The organism is Pseudomonas fluorescens (genome assembly GCF_902497745.1).
In the GTDB taxonomy this organism is placed as follows: Bacteria; Pseudomonadota; Gammaproteobacteria; order Pseudomonadales; family Pseudomonadaceae; genus Aquipseudomonas; species Aquipseudomonas fluorescens_BM.
The window spans coordinates 399,428-420,421 of the sequence record NZ_CABVHJ010000003.1; the positions used below are offsets into that span (position 1 = coordinate 399,428).

The following is a 20,994-nucleotide window of genomic DNA, read 5'->3' on the forward strand; positions in this document are numbered from 1 at the left end:
GCACATTCGATGGAACGAGCTGACCGCTCAGGCAGTCAGCTTGTTTATCGATTACTCATTGCCTGGAGAAAGATCATGACCGAGCTCAAACGTGTCGAACGCATCGAATCCACCCCGTTCCAGAGCCATTCCGAGCAGAACGTCGAAGGCTGGGAGCGCATCGGCTCACTCGCGGGCGGCGTGATCATGGTTGGTAAAGGCCTGCGCCGTGGCGGCGTATTCGGTTTGATTCAGGTGGCCATTGGCGGCGTGGCCATGGCGCGCGGGATCACCGGGCACAGTTCGGTCAAGAGCCTGTTCGAGAAGAGTCGTCAGGACATGAACAACGTGCGAGCAAAGATCGAGCGTGCCGGGGAAGAGTTGAGCAAGCTCAAGGCCAATGCCGAAGCGGCGACCAGCACCGCTACCGTGACCGGCAACGATTCGGTGAAATCGCCGAAAGCCGGGGTTTGATAGCTTAAAAGCAAAAGATCGCAGCCTGCGGCAGCTCCTACAGGGAAAACGCATTCCACAGGTAGGAGCTGCCGCAGGCTGCGATCTTTTGATCTTTACTGTAGCAACGCGGTATCAAGGACTTTGGAAGACTCGCCGAGCACACTCTCAGCCAGTCGCACAAACTCTTTAGTACTCACCGTCCCCAAATGCATCGCCCCCCGCAACACGTCGTCCAGCGAGCGCTTGTTACGCGTTTTAAGACGAATCTCGCGATCCAGTTCCTGCAATAACACCACCGCTTTCGCCACCTGCGCCGGGCTGATCTGCTCGCCGCGCAAGGTCGTGACTTTCTGGCTGTCCCTGGCCAGTTTCGCCTGTAGTGCTTGATACCGCTCATCACTCATGCCACCGGCACGGCGCACCAGTTCAATGGCGTAATACTCGGCAAACCCCTCGCTGATCCAGTCACTGCGCTGCTCGTCGTTGATCCGCCCGAACACCTGCGCCAGCTCACGCACCAGCGCGCTGCTGCCACTTTCGCTGACCAGCGGCAATCGCGTGTTCACGTAGATGGACTCATGCGCACCGAGGCTGCCGCGCCACATCGGGTCGTTGGCGCCGACGATCAACAGTTTGGCCGGATGGCGTGGATAAACGGCCTGCACCTGCGGCCAGACAAACGTCAGCAAGGTCAGCACATCCATTCGGCGCATGCCTTGCCCCTGCGGCGAGGCGACGGTGACTTCGGTTTCGCCCAAACGCGTGCGGCGGCTACCGAGGTGTCCAGCGAGCATCCAACCCGTCGGGCGGTCGAACAGGCGTGATGGGTTGTCGATGCGGAATTTGTTTTTGCCGATGCGTGGCCAAGCGGTCTCGATACTTTTCCAGCCGTCGGGCAACTCGAATTGCAGGCGCGCGACCAGTTCAGTGCCGTCCTGCTGATCGAGTTTGGCCGGCGGCACCAGTTCATCGCCACGCATCAACGCCCAAGTCGGGGTCATGCGCGTGTCGAAGCTGCCGTTCTTGCGCCCGTGGCTGATGCGCACGCGGTAAGTCAGGCTGGCCTTGTCACTGGTCGGGCGCCAGACGCCCCGTGCGTTTTTGCCCGGGGTCAGCAGCCATTGGCCGTCGGCCTTGAAATCAGAGTAATGGCTGCCATCGCCAAGGTCGAAATCCAGGCTGCGCACCGCCTCGCCTTTGGCCAGGGTCAGACGTACTTCGGCCTGATCGCTCTGTGGCAACAGGCGCACGTGATAATCCAGATCGACTTTCTTCGCCGCCCAGACCGGCGCGCTCAACGCCAGCAGCGCAACCATCAACGCCTGCGGCAATCCGACAGCCATACGCACTCCTTGGTAACGCTTGGAACAGCAGGTATTTAACCTGCGCGGAAAATCAGGTGATCTTCCCAGTCATCCTCCGGCACGCTGCCTTCGGCAAGCATGCGCCCGGACTGGGAAATCCGCTCGTGGTGCACCGCGTCGCGATCACCACACACCAGGTGGTGCCACAACGGCAAATCCTTGCCCTCGCTGACCAGTCGATACCCGCAGGTCGGCGGCAGCCATTTGAATTCTTCGGCCTGGCCCGGGGTGAGCTGGATGCAATCCGGGACAAACTTGAGGCGGTTCGGGTAATCGCTGCACTGGCAGGTCTTCAGGTCCAGCAGTTTGCAGGCGATGCGTGTGTAATAAACGCTGTTGTCCTCTTCATCCTCGAGTTTCTGCAGGCAGCACAGACCACAGCCGTCGCACAGCGATTCCCATTCCTCGTGATCCAGTTGATCGAGGGTTTTGCGTATCCAGAACGGTTCGACTTTGGCGGCCATGGCTCAAGCATCAACATCAGGTGGTGAAAAGGCCGCCAGTCTAGTGCCCAAGGCCCGGCGGGCCAAGCGCTGGCGACTGCCGGTTGTGCGGCACTTGTCAGTTTTTGTGGCGACGCGTAGCTTTGCCAGTCGCAAGGAGCCTTGCCCGCAAGCCATTAACGCTCGACCGCGTTGCATTGCGGCGAACCCTCAGGCTCGGAAAACCCCATCGTTCAGCGCAACTGATCCCGCCGGGTTTTCATTCAAATCCCTGACTCAAACGTAGCAAGGAATCTCTCGATGAGTGCCAACCCTCGCGTTGCCGATTACGCCATTCACCCGCAATTCACCGACCGCTGGTCGCCGCGCGCCTTCACCGGCGAAGCGATCCCGGAAGAAACCCTGCTGAGCTTCTTCGAAGCCGCACGCTGGGCCCCCTCGGCGTACAACTCGCAGCCTTGGCGCTTCCTCTATGCGCGTCGCGATACGCCGAACTGGGAGCGTTATCTGGGTCTGCTCAACGAGTTCAACCGCAGCTGGGCGCAGCATGCATCGGCCTTGGTGATCGTGACTTCGAAAACTACTTTCACCGCACCGGGCGCCAGCGAAGAAACCCCGGCGTTGTGGCACACCTTCGACACGGGTTCGGCGTGGGGCCATCTGGCGCTGCAAGCAAGCATCAGCGGCTGGCACACCCACGGCATGGCGGGTTTCGATCAGGAGCTGACGCGCAAAGTGCTGAATATTCCTGAAGGTTATGCGCTGCACGCGGCGGTGGCGGTCGGCAAACTCGGTGACAAGGCAACGCTGGCTGAATACCTGCAAGCCCGCGAAGAGCCGAGCCCACGTCGTCCGCTGAACGAACTGGCGGCGGAAGGCGACTTCACCCTCTAAGCCAGCACAAAAACAAATGTGGGAGCGAGCCTGCTCGCGAAAGTGGTGTGTCAGACAACGATGATGTTGGCTGACACTCCCCCTTCGCGAGCAGGCTCGCTCCCACATTTTATTCGGCGAACACTCAATATCCGCGGTTGAAATCCACTTCCCCGCGCAACGCCTCACTCGCCTGATACGCCTTCAGGTTCTCGACAAACAGCTGCACCATCAGCGCCGGCGACGTCGGCGCCGAGCTGTGCCCGGTCAGCAGCAAGCCCCAGGCGGTCCAGAACGGATGCCGTTGCGGCAGCGGCTCCTGACGGCAAACGTCGATCACCGCTCCCGCCAGATGCCCTTCCTTCAATGCTTCCACCAAGTCCGCATCAACTACCGCGACCCCGCGCCCGGCATTGATAAACAACCCGGTCGGCTTGAATTGCTTGAACAGCGCCGCATCGTAGATATCGTGGGTGTGCTCGGTGTTCGGCAGCAGATTGACCACGTAATCGACCTCGCCCACCAGGCGTGGCAGATCGGCCATCGAACCGACTTCGACAAACGGCGCCTGCTCACGGGCGCTGCTGGCGATGCCGTACAACTCGATGCCGAACGGCAGCAGGAACTGCGCCACGCTCTGGCCAATGTCACCGGTGCCTACAATCAGCACCTTGCGTCCAACCAGACTCTGGCCGCTGCGGTTGTCCCACTTGCGCTCGACCTGGCTGACCAGTCGCGCCAACACTTCGCGCTCATGGCCAAGAATGTAAGTCAGCACGTATTCAGCCATCACCTGACCAAAAATTCCCACCGCGCGGGTCAAGCGATAATCGCGACGCAAGCCATCGGCAAGCAGCGGCGTGATGCCGGCCCAGGTCGATTGCAGCCACTGTGGTTGATGGCCTTGGCGCAGCAGTGTCGCCAGCAGGTCCGGCTGGCCCAGCCACACCGGGCAATCGGCGGCCTGACGGGCCAGCTCGGCGGAGTCGCCACTGGTCAGTACTTCAAGCTCCGGCGCTGCCTGACGCAGCAGCCGGGCGTAAATCGCGTGGTCGTGTTCAGCAATCAGAACGCGCATCTTCAAACCTTTCGCAAACCGTGCAGACGGCCGCCGGATTCGGCCGGCCATCGCGGTAAAAACAGTTCCAGGGTAAACCGAGACTCAGAACAGAGCCTCGCAGATCAGACCGGATCGTTGCGTCGCAGCAACTCTTCGGGCAGGTGCTCGATGTACTCGTCCTCGGCCGGCGGCATTTGCAGGTGGTAACCCTGCTTGTCGAGGTTTTCCAGGACCACGACGATGTCCTCGCTGGCGAGTTTGCGCTCGGGCGACAGCACCAGATCGAAGGAATGCTTCGGCTTGCCGAAGGCCAGCATCAGCGCTTCCGGTACACGCTCGAGCGCGTCACTTTTGAGCACATAAAGGTACATGCCGCTGCGCTTGGAGCTTTGGTAGATGGAACAAATACGTTTCAAGGCTGTTCTCCGGCGGTGGCCAGGCTGTCGAGCAGCTTCTGACCCATGAGTTCGCGGCGCCAGCCACGCAGCGACTCAGGCAATTGGTAAGGACCCTCGGGGTAGCCACTTTTGACCAGGGCTTCGAGGGTTTTCTTGCGCAGCATCAGTTCCGGGGCAATGCCCAGACGCTCGGCCTCAGCCTGGCCCAATGCGCGCAGTTGTTTGATCAACGCAGCCGCTTCGATCGGCAATGGCTCCGCTACGGCGGGCGGCCATTGATCAGGCCCCACACTGCCAGAGCGCTTGATCAGATCAAGCAGAAACTGGCCGTCCTGACGCACGGTACGCGGGTGCATGTCTTCGATCTTGCCCAGCGCTGCGAGGTTGTCCGGTTGCGTGCGGGCCAGCGGCCACAGCGAATGCTCGCGGACGATGCGGTTGCGCGGCAGATCGCGGGCACGGGCTTCTTTTTCGCGCCAGGCGCACAGCTCACGCAGTACCGCCAGTTGTGCGCGCGAAAGCTTCCACGCCAATTTGGCCTCGCGGTAGACCTCGTACGGATCGGTTTCGCGGCGCAGGTTGGCAACCAGTTCGGCGCCGTCCTCCAGCACCCAGGCGAATTTGTCGTCGGACAGTTTCGGCCGTAGCTGTACGAAAACCTCGGCCAGATGCACGGCATCTTCGGCGGCGTAGCTGATTTGCGTGTCGGACAACGGACGCTGCAACCAGTCCGAACGGGTTTCGCCCTTCGGTAGCTCGATGCCGAGCACTTCCTGTACCAGCCGCGAATAGCCCATCGAGAAACCGAGGTTCAGGTAAGCGGCGGCCAGTTGCGTATCGAACATCGGCGCCGGCAGGCTACCGGTCAGGCGCAACAGCACTTCGAGGTCTTCGCTGCAGGCGTGCAGGACTTTGAGCACTGCCGGGTTTTCCAGCAGAGCGGCCAGCGGTTGCCAGGCGTTGATGGTCAGCGGGTCGATCAGGTAGGCGCGTTTGCCGTCGCCCACCTGCAGCAGGCCGGCAATCGGGTAGAAGGTGTCGACCCGCATGAATTCGGTGTCGAGGGCAACGAACGGCAGCTGCTGCCACTCGGCGCAAAACTGCGCGAGGCTTTCGTTGTCGCGAATCCAGTGAATATCGATGGCCACACGGCTCTCCCTTGAAGAATGGCGCGCAGTATATATCGCCACCGGCGATTTACGCGCCTGTGAAGGGCAAGAGCTGTAACGAAATGTCCTGCCAAAGAGCAAGAATAGTCTGACAGAGAAAACAGACAGGCCCGTCAGGTCAGGATGACAGGCCCGAATCGGCTCAGTCCTTGGCCAACACGCCGTCGATCACCGCGCCACGGCAACCGGCGAACATGTCCAGATCCGGCTGATAGACCTTGCTCTTGACCTCGAGCAGACCGAGCATCGAGTGGAACAGGTTGTCCTGACTCAGCGGTTTGTCGCGGCTCATCTGCAGGCAATGGGTGTCGACCGAATAAGCCTTCTGATAGTTGTCGGAGAACCACGCGAGCATGGCGACATGTTTTTGTTGCTCTGGCGCCAACATGTAAGGCGTGCCATGCAGGAACAGGTTGTATTCGCCCAGCGACTCGCCGTGGTCCGACAGGTACAACATGGCGGTGTCGACTTTGTCCTGATTGCTGCGCAATACATCGATCAGGCTCGACAGCACATGGTCGGTGTACACCAGCGTGTTGTCGTAACCGTTGACGATACTTTCGCGACTGCAATTGTTCAGCGCGTTACTTTCACACACTGGAGTGAAGTGCTCGTATTCCTTCGGATAACGCTTGAAGTACTCCGGGCCATGGCTGCCCATCTGGTGCAGGACTAAAACGGTGTCCTTGTCCAAATGGTCGATAAAACCTTGCAGGCCTTGCAGGAGGATTTCGTCGCGGCACTCGCTGTTGGCGCACAGCACCGGGTCTTTCAGGTTGCTGACATCCTGCAAAGTGACCCGATCGCAGGTACCTTTGCAGCCGGACTGGTTGTCGCGCCAGATCACGTCGATACCGGCACGCTTGAGCACATCGAGCAGGCCTTCTTCATTCTTGGCTTTGCTCGCGTCGTAATCCTTGCGGCCCATGTTGGAGAACATGCACGGCACCGATACGGCCGTTTCTGTCCCGCAGGAATGCACATCAGTGAAGGCGATCAGTCCGGCTTCCTTGTCGAGTGTCGGCGTGGTGTCACGGTGGTAACCGAGGATGCCGAAGTTCTCCGCCCGGGCACTTTCCCCCACCACCAGCACCGTCAGGGATTTACGCGGTTGAAGCTGCACATCCGGATTGCGCTCGGCGTCCTCGCCGATCTTGATGAATGGCTGCCGCGCCGAGACCACTTGCTCACGTAGATAACCCGCCGAAGCACCGATGTAATTACTGGGCACCAGCATCAGGCGAATTTCGTGGTGATTGCGAAACAGCGATGACAAGCCCTGATAGTTGGCCAGGGCAACACCACCGATTACCGCCACCGAGGCGACACTGACAACAACTTTGCTGAACAACTCACGATGCCAGCGACGATAATTAACCGGCAACTTCCACAACAGCCAGGACGGCAAGACACCGAGCAAAATAATATAAGCAAACAACTTCAATGAGAGCAGATCACGCACTTCTGTCGCATTGGTTTCGGCAAAGTTGCGAAACATACCGGCATCGATCATGACGCCATATTGACTCATGAAATAAGCCACACCGGCGCTGATCAGAAATATCACGGTCAACAGTGGTTTGAGCACTGGACGGAATGCCAGAACCGTCAGCACAAGGTTGAATGCCGCGAGGATCATCACCCCGAACGCCACGCGCATGGCGATGCCCTTGCCATCGGCGGTGGTGATCTCGAACAGGTGTTGCCAGAGAACAACATTGCAGCCGATTAAAAGAAAGGCACTGGCAATCAACGTCACCCATTCCGGGCGCACGGCTTTTAACTTCAACATAGAAAGGGCGATTCCTGAAAAGAAGAGCCTCGGTTCTTGAAAGAAAATTCGATTGTGAAAATTTCATTAACCAAGGCATAACAAACTTTAAGCAGGCAACCATCAATTTTTTGTGAAAAAGACGCCAACGAATAGTTGGCTTTTGGTGATGTGATGAAACTTGCGAAGTATTTGAGAATGGTTCAGCTTTTATTCAGTAAAAACAACACAGCAGCCCATTGTGGGAGCTAGCCTGCTCGCGAAGAGGCCGGCACATTGAACACTGTGGGTGACAGACAATCCGCTTTCGCGAGCAGGCTCGCTCCCACCGAGGGTGGCGGGGTATCGAGTTTTTAAATACTGCTCAGGATTTTCTGGTTTGCCCGGACTAGACGGCTCCGCGCTTAATCATCCACCCCGCCCAAAGGTCTGATGATGGAAAACGTTCGCGCCACCGCTCGCCCCGCCGCCTGGTTGATGCTCGCCATTATTCTCGTAGCCCTCAATCTGCGTCCGTCGATGGCGGCAGTCGGTCCGTTACTGTCGGCCATTCGCGGTGACATCCCGCTGAGCTTCACGGTCGCTTCACTGCTGACCATGCTGCCAGTGATGGCCATGGGGCTGGCGATGTTTTTCGGCATTGGCATCAGTCAGCGGCTGGGCGAGCAACGGACGGTTTTCCTGTCACTGCTGATCATTGGCCTGGCGACGCTGTCGCGGCTGTTTATCGAATCGGCAGCCGAACTGATCGCCAGCGCCGTGCTCGCCGGCATCGGCATTGCGCTGATTCAGGCATTGATGCCGGCGCTGATCAAATCGCGCTTCGCCGACAATGTCGCTCTGTGCATGGGCTTGTATGTCACGTCGATCATGGGCGGCGCCGCCATCGCGGCCTCATTCGCACCGCTGGTGATGGTGCAAACCGGAAGCTGGCGCAGCGGTTTGGCCATCTGGGCGATTCTGGCATTGCTCGCACTGCTGTTCTGGTGGTCGCAACGCAGTCAACTGTCATCCACGGTGATGGCGGCAACCAGGAAAGATTCGTTCTTCGCCAATTCCCGCGCCTGGTTACTGGCGATCTTCTTTGGTTTGGGGACGGCGTCCTACACCTGTGTGCTCGCCTGGCTTGCCCCTTACTACGTGGAAAAAGGCTGGAGCGAACAAAACGCCGGGCTGCTGTTAGGTTTTCTGACGGCCATGGAGGTGATTTCCGGTCTTGTAGTTCCCGCTATTGCCAATCGCAGCCGTGATCGGCGCGCAGTTCTGATGGCGCTGCTGGCGCTGATCATCGTCGGATTTTGCGGCCTGATCCTCAGCCCGCAACAGTTCAGCCTGCTGTGGCCCTGCCTGTTGGGGCTGGGCATTGGCGGTCTGTTTCCGATGAGCCTTATCGTCTCGCTTGATCACCTCGACAACCCGCAACGTGCCGGAGCGCTGACCGCTTTCGTGCAGGGCATCGGTTACCTGATCGCCGGCCTTTCGCCGCTGTTGGCCGGAATGATCCGCGATCGACTCGGCAGCTTCGAATGGGCCTGGTGGTCGCTGACGGCAGTGATGGGTTTGATGTTGCTGATGGTGTGGCGCTTCGATCCTCGGCATTACTTGCGGCACTTTCGGGGATAAAGCTAAAGGCCTCTGGCCATCTTTCCGCGCTTTGATCGGCGACGTCGTGTTACTAAAACTTTCTGTCCCACAACTGACCGTGAAACGTCCTACAGGGCTTTGTCCTGGCACCATCGTTCCGTTAGGATCATTCGCACACGTTTGCGCGGATTCAGCGCAAGGAGCACAGCGAGACAGAACGGATGCTGAACAGTAACTTGCTTCGAAAGCTCGACATGCAGGATCTCATGGTGTTTATCGCTGTTTATGAGCAAAGCAGCGTCACCGATGTGTCGGAAACCCTGTTCGTCAGCCAGTCCACCGTCAGTTACTGTCTGAAAAAACTGCGCATCAGTTTCGAAGACGAACTGTTCATCAACACCCGCACCGGTATGCGTCCGACCTACAAGGCCAGCAGCATGTACGGCCATGTGCAGAAGATCCTCGAAAGCATCAACCTGTGCCACGCCGGCGCCCCAACGTTCGACCCGACCCAGCAAGCCGTCACCTTCAACATCTGCGCCCCGGAATACTTCGAGCAACTGATTCTGCCGCGCCTGTTGAAACGTTTCGATTTCGATGATTTACCGGTGATGGTCAACATGCACAAATTCGAGACCGACGTCCCGGCGGATGAACTGCGCGACGGCAGCCTCGATCTGGTGATCAGTTTCGGCCCCAACTTCCACCGTCATCACACTGACCTGAAATCACGGATGTTGCTGGAGGATGATCTGGTCTGCGTCTTCGACAAGCGCGCCACGCCACTGGAACCGCGCCTGAGCCTGCAAGCCTTCACCGAACGCCGGCATGTGTTCCCGACGCCGTGGACGTCAACCACCAACATGGTCGATGGCTGGCTGGCGCGACAGGCGCAGAAGCGCCAGATCGTCGCGCGCTCGAACAGCTACAGCGCCGCGCTGAAAATGATCACCGGGACAGACTTCATCCTCACCCTGCCCCGCCGTATTCAGCGTTTGCTGACCAACGAAGCGGTGTTCAATCACTGTGAAGCGCCGAACGGCTTGCCTGGCTTTACCCTCGACATGCAGTGGTGCCAGAGCGTTGATCAGGACAGCGCCAATCTGTGGTTGCGCGAGCAGGTGGTCAATGTGTGCAACGAGCTCGAAGCGGCCTGAATCCTACACGCCAATCGCGGTTTTGCTGTAGGACTCGCGATCGATGTCGACCAGCTCGACACACAGCTGCACTTCGACGCCGGCCGGCCATTCGCACAGGTCCTGCAAGACCGCCAACAGGCTTTCTGACAACTGCTTCTTGATCTGCGGCGAACGCCCGCTGAGCAGCGCCAGCTTCACATAGACGAAGGCGCGCTCGGCCATGGCGGTGCCGACCTTGAACGTCTCGACTTTAATCGCACGACTTTTGATATCGAACTCCGCCGCGAACTGACCGGACCCCACCAGGGTGTTGTTGAGCCGGATCAATGCAACGTCGGCGTTCAACTGCGGCAGGTTGGCGGTGTATTCCATGTGCAGATGTGGCATTGCAGATCCCCGGTGAGTTGGCAGAAAGGTCGTACATATAGCACATGCAGCTCATCACTAATCCCTGTAGGAGCTGTCGAGTGAAACGAGGCTGCGATCTTTTGATCTTGAGATTTGAAGATCAAAAGATCGCAGCGTGCCGCAGCTCCTACACGGTGTTATGGCTCAGGATGGGGTCAATGGCCGTTCGCTCATGAATTGCTCCAGCCTTGAGCGCAACCAGCGCTCGGCCGGGTCGCTGTCCACATGGCTGAGCCAGACCATCGACAGATCCAGCGTCGGCGTCTTGAACGGAAACGGTTCCTTGAACAGCAGCCCCGAAGTGGCCATGGCCGCTGCGGTGTAATCCGGAAGACTGGCGATCAGATCAGTACCGGCCAGCAGCGCTGGTAAAGCGCTGTATTGCGGCACCGACAGAACCACTTGGCGCGTGCGCCCCAGCTCCGCCAGCCACTCATCAGCGAAACCACTGACGTTGGCCGTGTGCGAAACCAGCACGTGCGGACGCGCGCAATATTCATCCAGCGTCAGCGGTGTATCGCTGGCGTCCGCGCGCAGGATGCTCGGCTGGATATGCCTTAGCAGTTTGCGCTTGGCATTGGCCGGCAGGCCACGGGTCTGGCTGATGCCGACCGTGATGTCGCCCGCCGCCAGCAGATCGGGAATGCGCCAGTAGTCGACGTGTTGCACGACAAACACCACGTTCGGCGCTTCCTGACGCAGCGCACGCAACAGTGGCGGCAGCAGACCGAATTCGACGTCATCGGACAGGCCGATGCGGAAAGTCATGGTGCTAACGGCCGGATCAAAATCGCGGGTCAGGCTCAGCGCCACCGACAGCGAATCCAGCGCAGGCTTTAGATGGCGGAAAATATCTTCGGCGCGGGCGGTCGGCTCCATGCGGTGACCGACGCGGATGAACAGCGGATCGTTAAGCATCGTGCGCAAGCGGTTAAGCGCCGAACTGATGGTCGGCTGGCCGAGAAACAGTTTCTCGGCGGCCCGGGTCACATTGCGTTCGAGCATCAAGGTCTCGAACACCACCATCAGATTGATGTCGGCTTTGCGTAGTTCATTGCGGTTCATCCATTGCCCCCTGCCCCCCGGAATACCGGCAGTGTAGAAAGGCGCAGGCCCCGGCGTCCATCGCCACAGTGCGTCAGTTCACCGTCAAGTGCTTCAAGCCCAGGCCCATGACCCGTGAATCGTCGTTCAATCCCATTTGTTCCGGGCTGATGGCGTCGGGTAATTGCAGCTCGATCGTCAGGCGATCGTTGTCCGCCAACTGCTGGCGGATCGTCGCAGGGATCGGGATTTCCAGATGATTATCCTGAAGTTGCGTCAGCCGCGTGGTCAGCACCTGCTCACCGTTCAAACTGACGATCACTCGCTGCGCCGGGTGTTGCGGGTAAACGAAAGCCAAGGCATCGAGGACGATCGAGCGCGCCTCGGGTGTCAGCCGCAAGTCAATCTGCGCCCGCTGCCCCGCCGACCATGTCCCCCAGCTTTCCGGAGTCGACCAGCCGCTGGTGAGCTGCCGGGTGGTGTGGTTGAACGTCATGACCTGACCGGGGCGCGACAGCGCCAGCCATGACATTCGCCGGCCTTCATCCGGCATGCTCAAGCATTGCGAACAGCGCTTCCAGCCCGGCGCCAGCACCACCAGGCCATCCACTCTGGTCAGCAGATCGGTTTCACTGTCGACGTTTTTCGCGGCGTCGACCAATACGGAATCGTCAAGGATGTACAGCGAGTCAGTGTCGTATTGCCCCGACTCAAGCATGCGCTGTGTTTTTTGCCGAGCCTGCTCCAGCGCTTTCGAACTCATCCGCCCCATATAAACAGCGTCGGTTTTCATGCCATGATTTGCGGCAAAAGCGGCGATATCCTGCCAGCGTTCCGACTGATTCTGCGGCATCAGGCTGCGAACTTTCGGGTAATGCGCCGCTGCATTTGCCCAGAACGGATCACGCATCGGCGTTGCCCATTCGGCGGACGGTGCGAGCATTTTGCTTTGGCGCAGCCCCATCCAGCCATTACGTGTGTCGACGATCTGAACCGCCAGCGCCAACGCCAGCAGAGCAATGACCGTACGCGGACGGAAACCGCGTACCAGCAGAAAAATCACCAGCAGGGTAAGCACATACAACACCGGCCAGAACATCCGGCCCGAGGCGCGAAAAATATTGGCCAGGCCGATCACAATTTTCGGCAATGGATAGCTGAAAGTCTGTGCACCGACGCCGATCTGATTCGATAACGCGAACACCCACAGCGCGATCAACGCCGCCAGCAACCATGGCCGCGCGCGCCACTGGATCTGCAACGGCTGGCGGTTTCTCAGCCAGGCGATAATCGCTACAGGCACCAGCAACAACACCCCCAGCCCCAGATAGTTGAAGCCCTCGTAATCGCCACTGGCCTTTGGCAGATTCGGCAAAATCAACGACCAGCCTGCCGGATCGAATGGCGACAGAAGATTCATCCGGTATAAACCGAAACCGCCGGACTTCACGCCGTCGGCGATGGCGAAGTAACCCGCCTGCCAGCAACACAGGCTCACCACAGCGAACAGCAACATGCCTTCGAGCAGGCTCTGACGCCGAGTCAATTGTTGGCTGAAGGTCTTGCCGAGCAGATCAGCGACCCAGATCAACGCAACCATTGCGAGCAGGTACGCATGCACCATCGCCGTCACAGCCAACAACGTGCCCCAGGCCAGGCGCCGTCGATGCAGCTTCGGCAACAACGCCAGGTACAACGCGGCAAGAATCAGAAAATGTCCGGCCAGTGAAAGGTGGCCGCCCATGCGCAGAAACATTGGCGGCGAAAACACCAGTAATCCTGTTCCTAACAGCCGTACCAGCGGATTCGTTGTCATCAGCCCCAGCAGTTTCCAGGCAAACCAGGCTTGCAGAACGAAACACGCCAACAGCCATAAACCGAAGTACTGGAAGGTCGCCGGCAACCAGGCATTGAACGGTTTGAACAGTAGCGCCAGCAGCGGATTGGAGTCGGAAAAAATGATCGAGCTGCCCAACTCCAGACCATAGAACGGGTTGAGCCCGAGCGGAAAGGTCCACGGGGAATGCCGGAAATACGCCCACCCCAGATAATGCGTCGCCGGGTCGCCCTGCTCCAGCCAGGCAATATTTTGCGGATCCAGCGCTTGTGGCCCGATCACGCAGAAGAACGCCAACACGCCGAGCAACAACGGCAAAACGCCCAACGCCGAATGCTTTGCTGAATCCTTCATCGATACGTCCAGAAATTGTGCAAGACAAAGGTGAATGCCGGAATCGTCAGCGCTACCGCGACGATGCCCAGCAAGTAGGGCAACCCGGCAATCTGCGCCGCCCAGGCAACGAACATCGCGAGGAAAAAACCACCCGTGGAAACCAGCAGAAAGCGCCGCAGCGTTCGCCCGTGCAGACGGGCAGAAAAACTCCAGGTGGTGTTGATTACGTAGGACACCACCGTCGCCACCGCAAACGCCACACCGTTGGCAAGTGGCGGTTGCGCGGCGATGAAGTTGATGAACAGCACCGCCACTAACGCATGCAGTGCGGTGACGAACAGACCGGTCACGGCGAAGCGCAAACCGCGCTGAATCAGCGCTGATTTTTCGCCTGAAGTCACGGCTTTTGCGCCAACACAAAAACACTCAAACCGGCGAGGCGGTTCATGCCCATTAACGGCAATTCAAGGCTGCACAAGGTCTTGAGCATGCCGTTCACCAACGGATGATGGCGTTTGAGTTGCGAACGCGCCGGCCGGGTTTGGGCGCTTTGCGGCAGCAAACGCAACGCCGCCGCAATCGGGAACACCGCACCGAAATAATAGGCACCGCGCTGCACCGTCAAACCGGCATCGCACGCCAGTGTTTCGAACTGCGCCAGGGTGTAGCGCCGTTTGTGTTCAAGAAAGTCATCGTGGCCGCTCCACAGGAACTGGAAGGCCGGCACCGTCATCAGGAAGCGACTGCCCGATGGCACTTTATCGACGTACATCTTGAGCAAGCCGAGGTCGTCATCGACATGCTCCAGCACGTCCATCAACAGCACCAGATCGGCATCGATGGTTTCAATTGCGCGACGGTAATGCACCGGTTTGCCGGCGGTGGTCGCGCTGGAGTCGGCGGGATAACTGATATCCACGCACCACGCTTCGCGGGCATCGGTATGCGTCAGCAAATGATGGGAGAAAAATCCCGAGCCAGCGCCGACATCGAGTATTCGACTGATGCGGGCATCGCCCAGCAATCGCCTGGTGGCTGCGGCTTTCGAGCAGTAATACCAATGCTCGCCGATGCTGTCGCCGAGGATGTCGGTTTCCTTGAGATCCATGTGTCAGTCCTTGGGGTCGTAGACGCGACGCACCAGAAAAACCGGCCGGCGTTTGGATTCGATATAGGTGCGGCCCAGGTACTCGCCGAGCACCCCGATGCCGATCAATTGCAGTCCGCCGAGAAAGGTCACGGCCACCATCAGCGAGGCATAACCGGGCAAGTCGACACCATGAATCAAAGTGCGCACGACAATGAAAATGGCGAAGGCAAAAGACACCAGCGACACCAGAGCGCCTACGTATGTCCAGACTCGCAGCGGCTCGGTACTGAAACTGGTGATGCCCTCCAGCGCGAAATTCCACAGCCGCCAGCCATTGAACTTGCTCTGCCCCGCTGCGCGCTCCGGGCGCTCGTAATCGACGTGGGTAGTACGAAAGCCGACCCAGGCGAACAGACCTTTCATGAAACGCCGGGATTCGGGCAACGTCAGCAAGGCATCGACCACGCAGCGGTCCATCAGGCGAAAATCACCGACGTTTTCGGGTAAAGGCTGTTCGGCAATTTTATTGTGCAGGCGGTAGAACCAGTGAGCCGAGGTCTGCTTGGCCCAGGTGTCGCTGCGACGGCTGATGCGGTGCCCGAGCACAACTTCAAAGCCTTCACGCCAGCGCTCGATCATTTGCAGAATGACTTCCGGAGGATCCTGCAAGTCAGCATCGATCGGCACTACGATCTGCCCGGTCGCGATCTGCAGACCGGCGGATAGCGCCGCCTCTTTGCCGAAGTTGCGGCTCAGGTCGACGATTCGCAGGCGCACATCCTGACGCTGATGTTCTAGCAGGCGTTCGAGCGTGCTATCGGTGCTGCCGTCGTTGACGAACACCAGCTCAAGATCGATTGACGCCTGCATCTGAAAGACTTCATTGATGCGCCGCAGAAAGGTGTCGAGGCTGTCCTCTTCGTTAAATACGGGGACCACCAGCGATAACGTCACCTGCCCGGCCTGTTGCGTTCCGTGCTCAGTCAAAGGAATGCTCTTTTTATAGTGTTTGTCGGTCGCCGAACGAGATTCGACGCCATGAGCCGTCCCGTATTAAGCAGCAGCGTCGACAACGTTGCAAGGAGCAGACGGCGTCATATTGGCCAATCCAGAGGCCTATCCACCCGCTCTAGCCCGCGCCCTTCAGAAACATCCGCGAACGATTGGAAACAAATGTCCGATAGCCAAAAAAACCGTCTGCGCTAGGCTTGCGAGCATGCGCCACACAGGCTGTGGCACAAAATCAATCGCATGGAGCGAACTGAATGTATTTCGAGATTTACAGGCAATCCAGAGGCACCCCGAGCACCGGCAAAGGGCAGTGGCGCTGGAGACTGAGGGCGGGCAACCACGAGACCATCGCCAGTGGCGAGTCGTACGTGAATAAAGCGGATTGTTTGCATGTGATCGGATTGATCAAGGCTGTGCAGGGGGAGACGCCGGTTAAGGAGATTTGACCGCAATAGTCTGGTTGGACATTTGCCGTCGCATATGTCCAATGCAGGGGTAATTTGCATCTGCAGAAATGAGAAAGCCCCACTGGTTTGATTCAGCGGGGCTTTTTCTATGCAGGGTGAGACGGGGTTGATTCCCGAGGATGACACTGGGTTGCGCATCTTCTGGCTTTCGCGAAAACAAAAAAGCCCCGCAGATTTTCATCTACGGGGCTTTTTCTATGTAATGGCGGAGAGATAGTCCGCCAACTTAATATCCGTCAACGACCGATATAATTCTCTAGCCCTTTATTTTAAAGGCGCTGCAAGCCTATCATCGTCTCATGATATCCACTAGAACCCATCACATTCCGCCTGTTAGTGGGGGGACAGATGGGGGAACTTAACGGTACGTAAGGGCATAACTTGGGTAAGTTGACGGCGAAACAAATCGAGAACCTGGCGGCCCCCGGCACGTATGAAGACGGGGATGGCCTGCGCCTATTTATTAAACCTAACGGGAAGAAATATTGGGTACTGCGTTTTCAGCTTGCTGGAAAGCGCAGGGAAATGGGGTTAGGCACCTATCCCGCCATCGGCCTTAAGGAGGCTAGACAAAAAAGCAGTGATCAGCGACGTCTGCTGCGGGACGGTATTGACCCATTGCAGGCGCGTGATGATGAGCGCACCGCACAGCAGGTTGCTGAGCACCAACGCATAAGGAAATCCGTAACGTTCCAAGACGTGTCCAACGATTACATAGAGGCCCATCGTGCCGGTTGGAAAAACGTCAAGCATGCCCAGCAGTGGACGAACACGCTGGCGACTTACGCTGCCCCCGTCATTGGCGACCTCGCGACGAGCCAGATCACCACCGAACACCTTCTCGAAATCCTCAAACCTATTTGGGCCAGCAAAGCCGAGACGGCGAGCCGGGTGCGTAACAGGATCGAACTGGTCCTCGATGCCGCTAAAGCACGTGGATTACGAGACGGTGAAAATCCAGCCCGCTGGCGTGGACACCTGGACAAACTGTTACCGCCCAGCTCCAAGGCTAAACGCACCCAAAACCACCCGGCATTGCCCTACTCGGAGCTGTCTCGCTTTATGCAGGCACTTAATAGTGTCGAAGGACTCTCTGCCTGCGCACTCAAAATGACCATCCTTACGGCCTGCCGAACCAGTGAGGTTCTTGGGGCCGACTGGAGTGAGGTTGATTTGAAATCCAAACTTTGGACGATTCCTGCTGCGCGAATGAAAGCGGGCAAAGTCCACACCGTGCCACTCTCCGATGCGCTGATAGCTTTACTGGAAGGGCTCCCACGGATCAAAGGCAGCTCCATGCTGTTTCCAGGAGCACGTAAAGGTCGACCGATTAGCAATATGGCCATGCTGATGACGTTGCGCCGCATGGATCAAAAGGATCTAGACGATCAAGGTAAAGGCTGGCGTGATAGCAATGACAAAGTCATTACCGCACATGGCTTTCGCAGTACGTTTCGGGATTGGGCGGCTGAATGCACACACTACGCGCGCGAGGTTTGCGAGATGTCATTGGCTCACGTGGTAGCCAACGGGGCGGAAGCCGCCTACTGGCGCAGTGACTTACTCGAAAAGCGCCGTACGCTGATGGCTGACTGGGCCGACTTTGTAACCCTCAAAGTGAATAAGGCCGCCATGTCTGAGTAACCTCTGGCTCTTTGGAGCGCCATGAAAGGCACCTCGTCCATTCCATTCAATTGCAAAAACATTCAGTCCTACATCACTGCTATGACATCCCCACCCTGGAGCTTTACACCATGTCATTGCAGTGCCCTCGCTGTCACTCACCCAAAATCGCCTCGCTCCACCAAGCCATGAAAGTCGCAGCCGCTCTCGGTACAGCGGGCGGTGTCGCCCGCGGCGTCAGTGCGGCCCTAGCAGGCGGTCAAGCCGGTGCCACTGTCGGCGCTCTGGGCGGCCCCATTGGCGTCACGCTCGGCGCCGTTTCCGGTGCCATCCTCGGCGGCTTGGTTGGGGGCGTGGGTGGTTGTGCCTTAGGTGCTCAACTCGGCGACAAACTGGATCGCCATGTCTTGGCGAACAACCTCTGCCTGATCTGCGGTCATCGCTTCAACTTACCCGCCTGACTTAACACCTTCCCATCCCTTCTCCGGTCAGTGCTGCGCGTTGCGCAGCACTTATGCCGCCCTGTGCTCAAAGGAAACCTCAACATGGCTCATCAACTCGAACAAATGGCTTACGTCGGCGCTACTCCGTGGCACGGCCTGGGCAGTCAACTTTCCCCCAAACAACCGCTGGAAATATGGCAGCGTGAAGCGGGCATGGACTGGCAGATCCAAGAAAGCCCAGTGCACTTTAAAGCCGACGCTATCGGTCATCTGGGCAGCATCCACTCGTTCCCGGAGCAGAAGGTGCTGTACCGCTCCGACAGCAAAGCGCCACTGTCGGTGGTCTCGCAACGTTATCAGGTAGTCCAACCGCGTGCCGTGCTGGAATTTTACCGGGACCTCACCGAACGCTCCGGCTATGAGCTAGAAACCGCTGGTGTGCTGAAAGGCGGACGCAAGTTCTGGGCGCTGGCGCGCACCGGGCAATCGACCGCGCTCAAAGGCAATGACGTGGTGAATGGCTACTTACTGCTGGCCACCTCCTGCGACGGCACACTGGCCACCACCGCAACGCCCACCACCATTCGTGTGGTCTGCAACAACACCCTGACGATTGCCATCAACGGCGCCAGCCAGGCGATCAAGGTGCCGCACAGCACCCGCTTCGATCCACGCGCTGTCAAACAGCAGCTGGGCATCACGGTGTCGCAGTGGGATGACTTCATGTACCGCATGCGCACACTCGCCGCACGTCCTGTTAAAGGGCGTGAAGCCAAAGACTACCTGCGCAGCGTGTTGTGTGAGGTGCCGACCGGCAAGCCGGAGCACAGCGGTGTTTCCAATGAACGCGCCTTGACCAAAGTCCTGAGCCTGTATGAAGGGCATGGCCGAGGGGCTGAACTGGAAGCAGCACAAGGCACCGCGTGGGGGCTGCTCAACGCCGTCACCGAGTACGTGGACCACGAGCGACGGGCGCGTAGCAATGAGTACCGCATGGACGCGGCTTGGTTTGGTCAAGGCGCGGTCCTCAAACAACGTGCACTCGACTCTGCTCTTCGATTAGTAGCCTAACGCTGTTCCCCACCACTACTGCTTGAGCACTCTCCGCTCAAGCAGCTTAATGCCTGAAGGAAATCGCGATGAATGTAATACGCTTTATTGGTCTACTTTTTCTGTTTTTCGGAATACTGGCCAGCTGTGTCTTGGTCGTTTTGCTTGTGTTCATCCTGGCGCGCTTTTGGCCATTGCTGATCGCTGTAGTGCTCTCATGCCTGATATTTGAAGTCATCGCCAGGAAGCACGGGATCGAGACGCCAGCAAAGTCAACCTGAGGGCTCAACGACGAGCATTTCATCCAACCGACTCATGAGCTCCATGCGTTCCCGCGTATCAAGCTTATGAAACTTGACCAACAACTCCGCCTCATCATCCTCAACAGCATAAAAAAATGCTGCCGGTACGTTGAGCACCTTGCTCAAACGCTCGACAAAGTCAGGAGCTGGAACCCGCTTTCCCAGCTCGTAGCGGTTCATGCGAGTACTCGCAGACATCTCATCAAGCCCAGCATCTAAACCCAAGCGTTCCTGCGACATACCAGCACGAATACGCGCTTGCTTGATTCGTTTTGCAAGTACTGACATCAACATGGCCCGACCAAAAAAAATAATCGTGCATGGCAATTGCTAGCTAAATACTACCGTTTTGGTAGTATTAGTTTTTTGGTGTCAACCGCTTCCACCCGAGGGTTGGTATGAAATCAACAGACACAGCAAGACCAGATCGAAATTGTCGCTTGGTGCACGAATCCTCTGAGCCGACGTCAGTCCGCTTAGAAAGTAGGAATTGGCTTTTTAGAGTCCGTATGGGATGAACATTGAAATGGTAAATCTGAACAAGACAAGGAGAAAAATATGACACTGCCAGTCATAACGGGGCTCAATAAAACCGAAATAACCAAGCTTTTATTAAGCAAGTCCTCGTTCGACGTTATAGGACTAAGAGGAGGTTTTAATGCCGGCATAAAGTATATAGAAACGTACATTGAACACCTCGGACTGACATGCCGAGTAAAAGTCGATGCAAAAGGAGCGCTCGCACAGGGCGGTGTGTTGGGTGCCCTTATGGGTGCGGCGTCGTTACCGGCAAGTGTCGTCTTAGCCGCCGCTGCAACCGTGGTCAGTGCGGGCCATACGTTGGCGACTTACAACCCCGATTACGAAATCATCAAAGACTACGTCAATAAAAAACTGAAAGTCATTTACAAGAAATAGCAGACGACACAATCAATCGTTGTATCTCAGACCATTACCGAGTTGAAACCATGAACTTAAAATCAGCCCTACTCAACACGGCAGGCTGCGCGGTGCTCGCCCTATCGATAAACGCGCAAGCAGAGGTCGACTATGGGTACATGTATCCACCCATGTTGCCCAATGAACAAACCATGAATGATCTACCGTATGCCATTCCCTGTGCAGAGGCGAAGAATCAGTACGGGGC

22 protein-coding genes are annotated in these 20,994 nt (G+C 57.8%); 9 read left to right on the forward strand and 13 right to left on the reverse strand.

The genetic code is table 11. The features are described 5' to 3' along the window. Window positions 1–75: 75 nt before the first annotated feature. On the forward strand, window positions 76–453 hold the full coding sequence (locus tag F8N44_RS06980) for a DUF2892 domain-containing protein (RefSeq protein ID WP_127926211.1): 378 nt from the start codon (window positions 76–78) through the stop codon (window positions 451–453). A 95-nt stretch (window positions 454–548) separates the two neighbouring features. Here F8N44_RS06980 and F8N44_RS06985 read toward each other — a convergent pair whose 3' ends face one another. Both F8N44_RS06985 and F8N44_RS06990 read right to left on the reverse strand, forming a co-directional pair. Next, a complete protein-coding gene (locus F8N44_RS06985) occupies window positions 549–1,778 on the reverse strand; it encodes a hypothetical protein (protein WP_150649800.1) in 1,230 nt (409 codons plus the stop codon). Between the two features lie 35 nt (window positions 1,779–1,813). Further along, the gene (locus F8N44_RS06990; RefSeq protein WP_122608869.1) at window positions 1,814–2,263 is read right to left on the reverse strand and encodes a YcgN family cysteine cluster protein; all 450 of its coding nucleotides are present in this window, start codon (window positions 2,261–2,263) and stop codon (window positions 1,814–1,816) included. Window positions 2,264–2,542: 279 nt separating this feature from the next. Between F8N44_RS06990 and F8N44_RS06995 the strand changes: the two genes are divergently transcribed. Beyond that, complete coding sequence (locus tag F8N44_RS06995; RefSeq protein WP_150649801.1) at window positions 2,543–3,136, forward strand: nitroreductase family protein; 594 nt, start codon at window positions 2,543–2,545, stop codon at window positions 3,134–3,136. 124 nt (window positions 3,137–3,260) lie between these two features. On the opposite strand, the gene F8N44_RS07000 is transcribed toward F8N44_RS06995, so the two are convergent. The 4 genes from F8N44_RS07000 to F8N44_RS07015 all read right to left on the reverse strand — a co-directional run bounded on the left by F8N44_RS07000 (window position 3,261) and on the right by F8N44_RS07015 (window position 7,534). Further along, window positions 3,261–4,193 (reverse strand): D-2-hydroxyacid dehydrogenase, encoded by a 933-nt coding sequence (locus F8N44_RS07000; RefSeq protein WP_127926209.1) that lies wholly within the window; start codon window positions 4,191–4,193, stop codon window positions 3,261–3,263. A 104-nt stretch (window positions 4,194–4,297) separates the two neighbouring features. Further along, entirely contained in the window at window positions 4,298–4,591 is a 294-nt protein-coding gene (locus tag F8N44_RS07005; protein ID WP_007911350.1) for a YcgL domain-containing protein, read from the reverse strand. After that, the gene (gene rnd / locus F8N44_RS07010) at window positions 4,588–5,721 is read right to left on the reverse strand and encodes a ribonuclease D (RefSeq protein WP_077571546.1); all 1,134 of its coding nucleotides are present in this window, start codon (window positions 5,719–5,721) and stop codon (window positions 4,588–4,590) included. The genes F8N44_RS07005 and rnd overlap by 4 nt, the downstream gene beginning before the upstream one ends. Window positions 5,722–5,884: 163 nt before the next feature. After that, entirely contained in the window at window positions 5,885–7,534 is a 1,650-nt protein-coding gene (locus tag F8N44_RS07015) for a phosphoethanolamine transferase (protein WP_150649802.1), read from the reverse strand. A 414-nt stretch (window positions 7,535–7,948) separates the two neighbouring features. Here F8N44_RS07015 and F8N44_RS07020 point away from each other — a divergent pair, with 414 nt between their 5' ends. Next, entirely contained in the window at window positions 7,949–9,136 is a 1,188-nt protein-coding gene (locus F8N44_RS07020) for a cyanate transporter (RefSeq protein ID WP_150649803.1), read from the forward strand. Window positions 9,137–9,318: 182 nt separating this feature from the next. Further along, entirely contained in the window at window positions 9,319–10,254 is a 936-nt protein-coding gene (locus tag F8N44_RS07025; RefSeq protein WP_150649804.1) for a LysR family transcriptional regulator, read from the forward strand. A 3-nt stretch (window positions 10,255–10,257) separates the two neighbouring features. Here F8N44_RS07025 and F8N44_RS07030 read toward each other — a convergent pair whose 3' ends face one another. The 6 genes from F8N44_RS07030 to F8N44_RS07055 all read right to left on the reverse strand — a co-directional run bounded on the left by F8N44_RS07030 (window position 10,258) and on the right by F8N44_RS07055 (window position 15,938). Then, on the reverse strand, window positions 10,258–10,623 hold the full coding sequence (locus tag F8N44_RS07030) for a 5-carboxymethyl-2-hydroxymuconate Delta-isomerase (RefSeq protein WP_150649805.1): 366 nt from the start codon (window positions 10,621–10,623) through the stop codon (window positions 10,258–10,260). A 165-nt stretch (window positions 10,624–10,788) separates the two neighbouring features. Beyond that, on the reverse strand, window positions 10,789–11,709 hold the full coding sequence (locus F8N44_RS07035) for a LysR substrate-binding domain-containing protein (protein WP_007911372.1): 921 nt from the start codon (window positions 11,707–11,709) through the stop codon (window positions 10,789–10,791). 73 nt (window positions 11,710–11,782) lie between these two features. After that, entirely contained in the window at window positions 11,783–13,879 is a 2,097-nt protein-coding gene (locus F8N44_RS07040) for a DUF6311 domain-containing protein (RefSeq protein WP_150649806.1), read from the reverse strand. Further along, window positions 13,876–14,262, reverse strand: a complete 387-nt coding sequence (locus F8N44_RS07045; RefSeq protein ID WP_127926203.1) for a GtrA family protein — start codon at window positions 14,260–14,262, stop codon at window positions 13,876–13,878. Before F8N44_RS07045 ends, F8N44_RS07040 begins: the two co-directional genes overlap by 4 nt. Next, window positions 14,259–14,969, reverse strand: coding sequence for a class I SAM-dependent methyltransferase (locus tag F8N44_RS07050; RefSeq protein WP_150649807.1), 711 nt, complete (start codon window positions 14,967–14,969; stop codon window positions 14,259–14,261). The genes F8N44_RS07045 and F8N44_RS07050 overlap by 4 nt, the downstream gene beginning before the upstream one ends. A 3-nt stretch (window positions 14,970–14,972) precedes the next feature. Then, on the reverse strand, window positions 14,973–15,938 hold the full coding sequence (locus F8N44_RS07055; protein WP_150649808.1) for a glycosyltransferase family 2 protein: 966 nt from the start codon (window positions 15,936–15,938) through the stop codon (window positions 14,973–14,975). 278 nt (window positions 15,939–16,216) lie between these two features. Here F8N44_RS07055 and F8N44_RS07060 point away from each other — a divergent pair, with 278 nt between their 5' ends. The 4 genes from F8N44_RS07060 (at window position 16,217) to F8N44_RS07075 (ending at window position 19,566) form a co-directional block, all read left to right on the forward strand. After that, window positions 16,217–16,408, forward strand: a complete 192-nt coding sequence (locus F8N44_RS07060; RefSeq protein ID WP_016984684.1) for a YegP family protein — start codon at window positions 16,217–16,219, stop codon at window positions 16,406–16,408. 402 nt (window positions 16,409–16,810) lie between these two features. After that, entirely contained in the window at window positions 16,811–18,073 is a 1,263-nt protein-coding gene (locus F8N44_RS07065; RefSeq protein ID WP_150649809.1) for a tyrosine-type recombinase/integrase, read from the forward strand. A 110-nt stretch (window positions 18,074–18,183) separates the two neighbouring features. Beyond that, window positions 18,184–18,513, forward strand: coding sequence for a hypothetical protein (locus F8N44_RS31625; RefSeq protein ID WP_150649810.1), 330 nt, complete (start codon window positions 18,184–18,186; stop codon window positions 18,511–18,513). An 84-nt stretch (window positions 18,514–18,597) separates the two neighbouring features. Beyond that, entirely contained in the window at window positions 18,598–19,566 is a 969-nt protein-coding gene (locus F8N44_RS07075) for a DUF932 domain-containing protein (RefSeq protein ID WP_150649811.1), read from the forward strand. Window positions 19,567–19,817: 251 nt separating this feature from the next. Here the strand turns inward: F8N44_RS07075 and F8N44_RS07085 are convergent, their stop codons facing one another. Continuing rightward, window positions 19,818–20,141 (reverse strand): helix-turn-helix domain-containing protein, encoded by a 324-nt coding sequence (locus tag F8N44_RS07085; protein WP_224794741.1) that lies wholly within the window; start codon window positions 20,139–20,141, stop codon window positions 19,818–19,820. A gap of 264 nt (window positions 20,142–20,405) precedes the next feature. Here F8N44_RS07085 and F8N44_RS07090 point away from each other — a divergent pair, with 264 nt between their 5' ends. Continuing rightward, on the forward strand, window positions 20,406–20,765 hold the full coding sequence (locus F8N44_RS07090; protein ID WP_318182728.1) for a hypothetical protein: 360 nt from the start codon (window positions 20,406–20,408) through the stop codon (window positions 20,763–20,765). The last annotated feature ends 229 nt before the right edge of the window (window positions 20,766–20,994 follow it).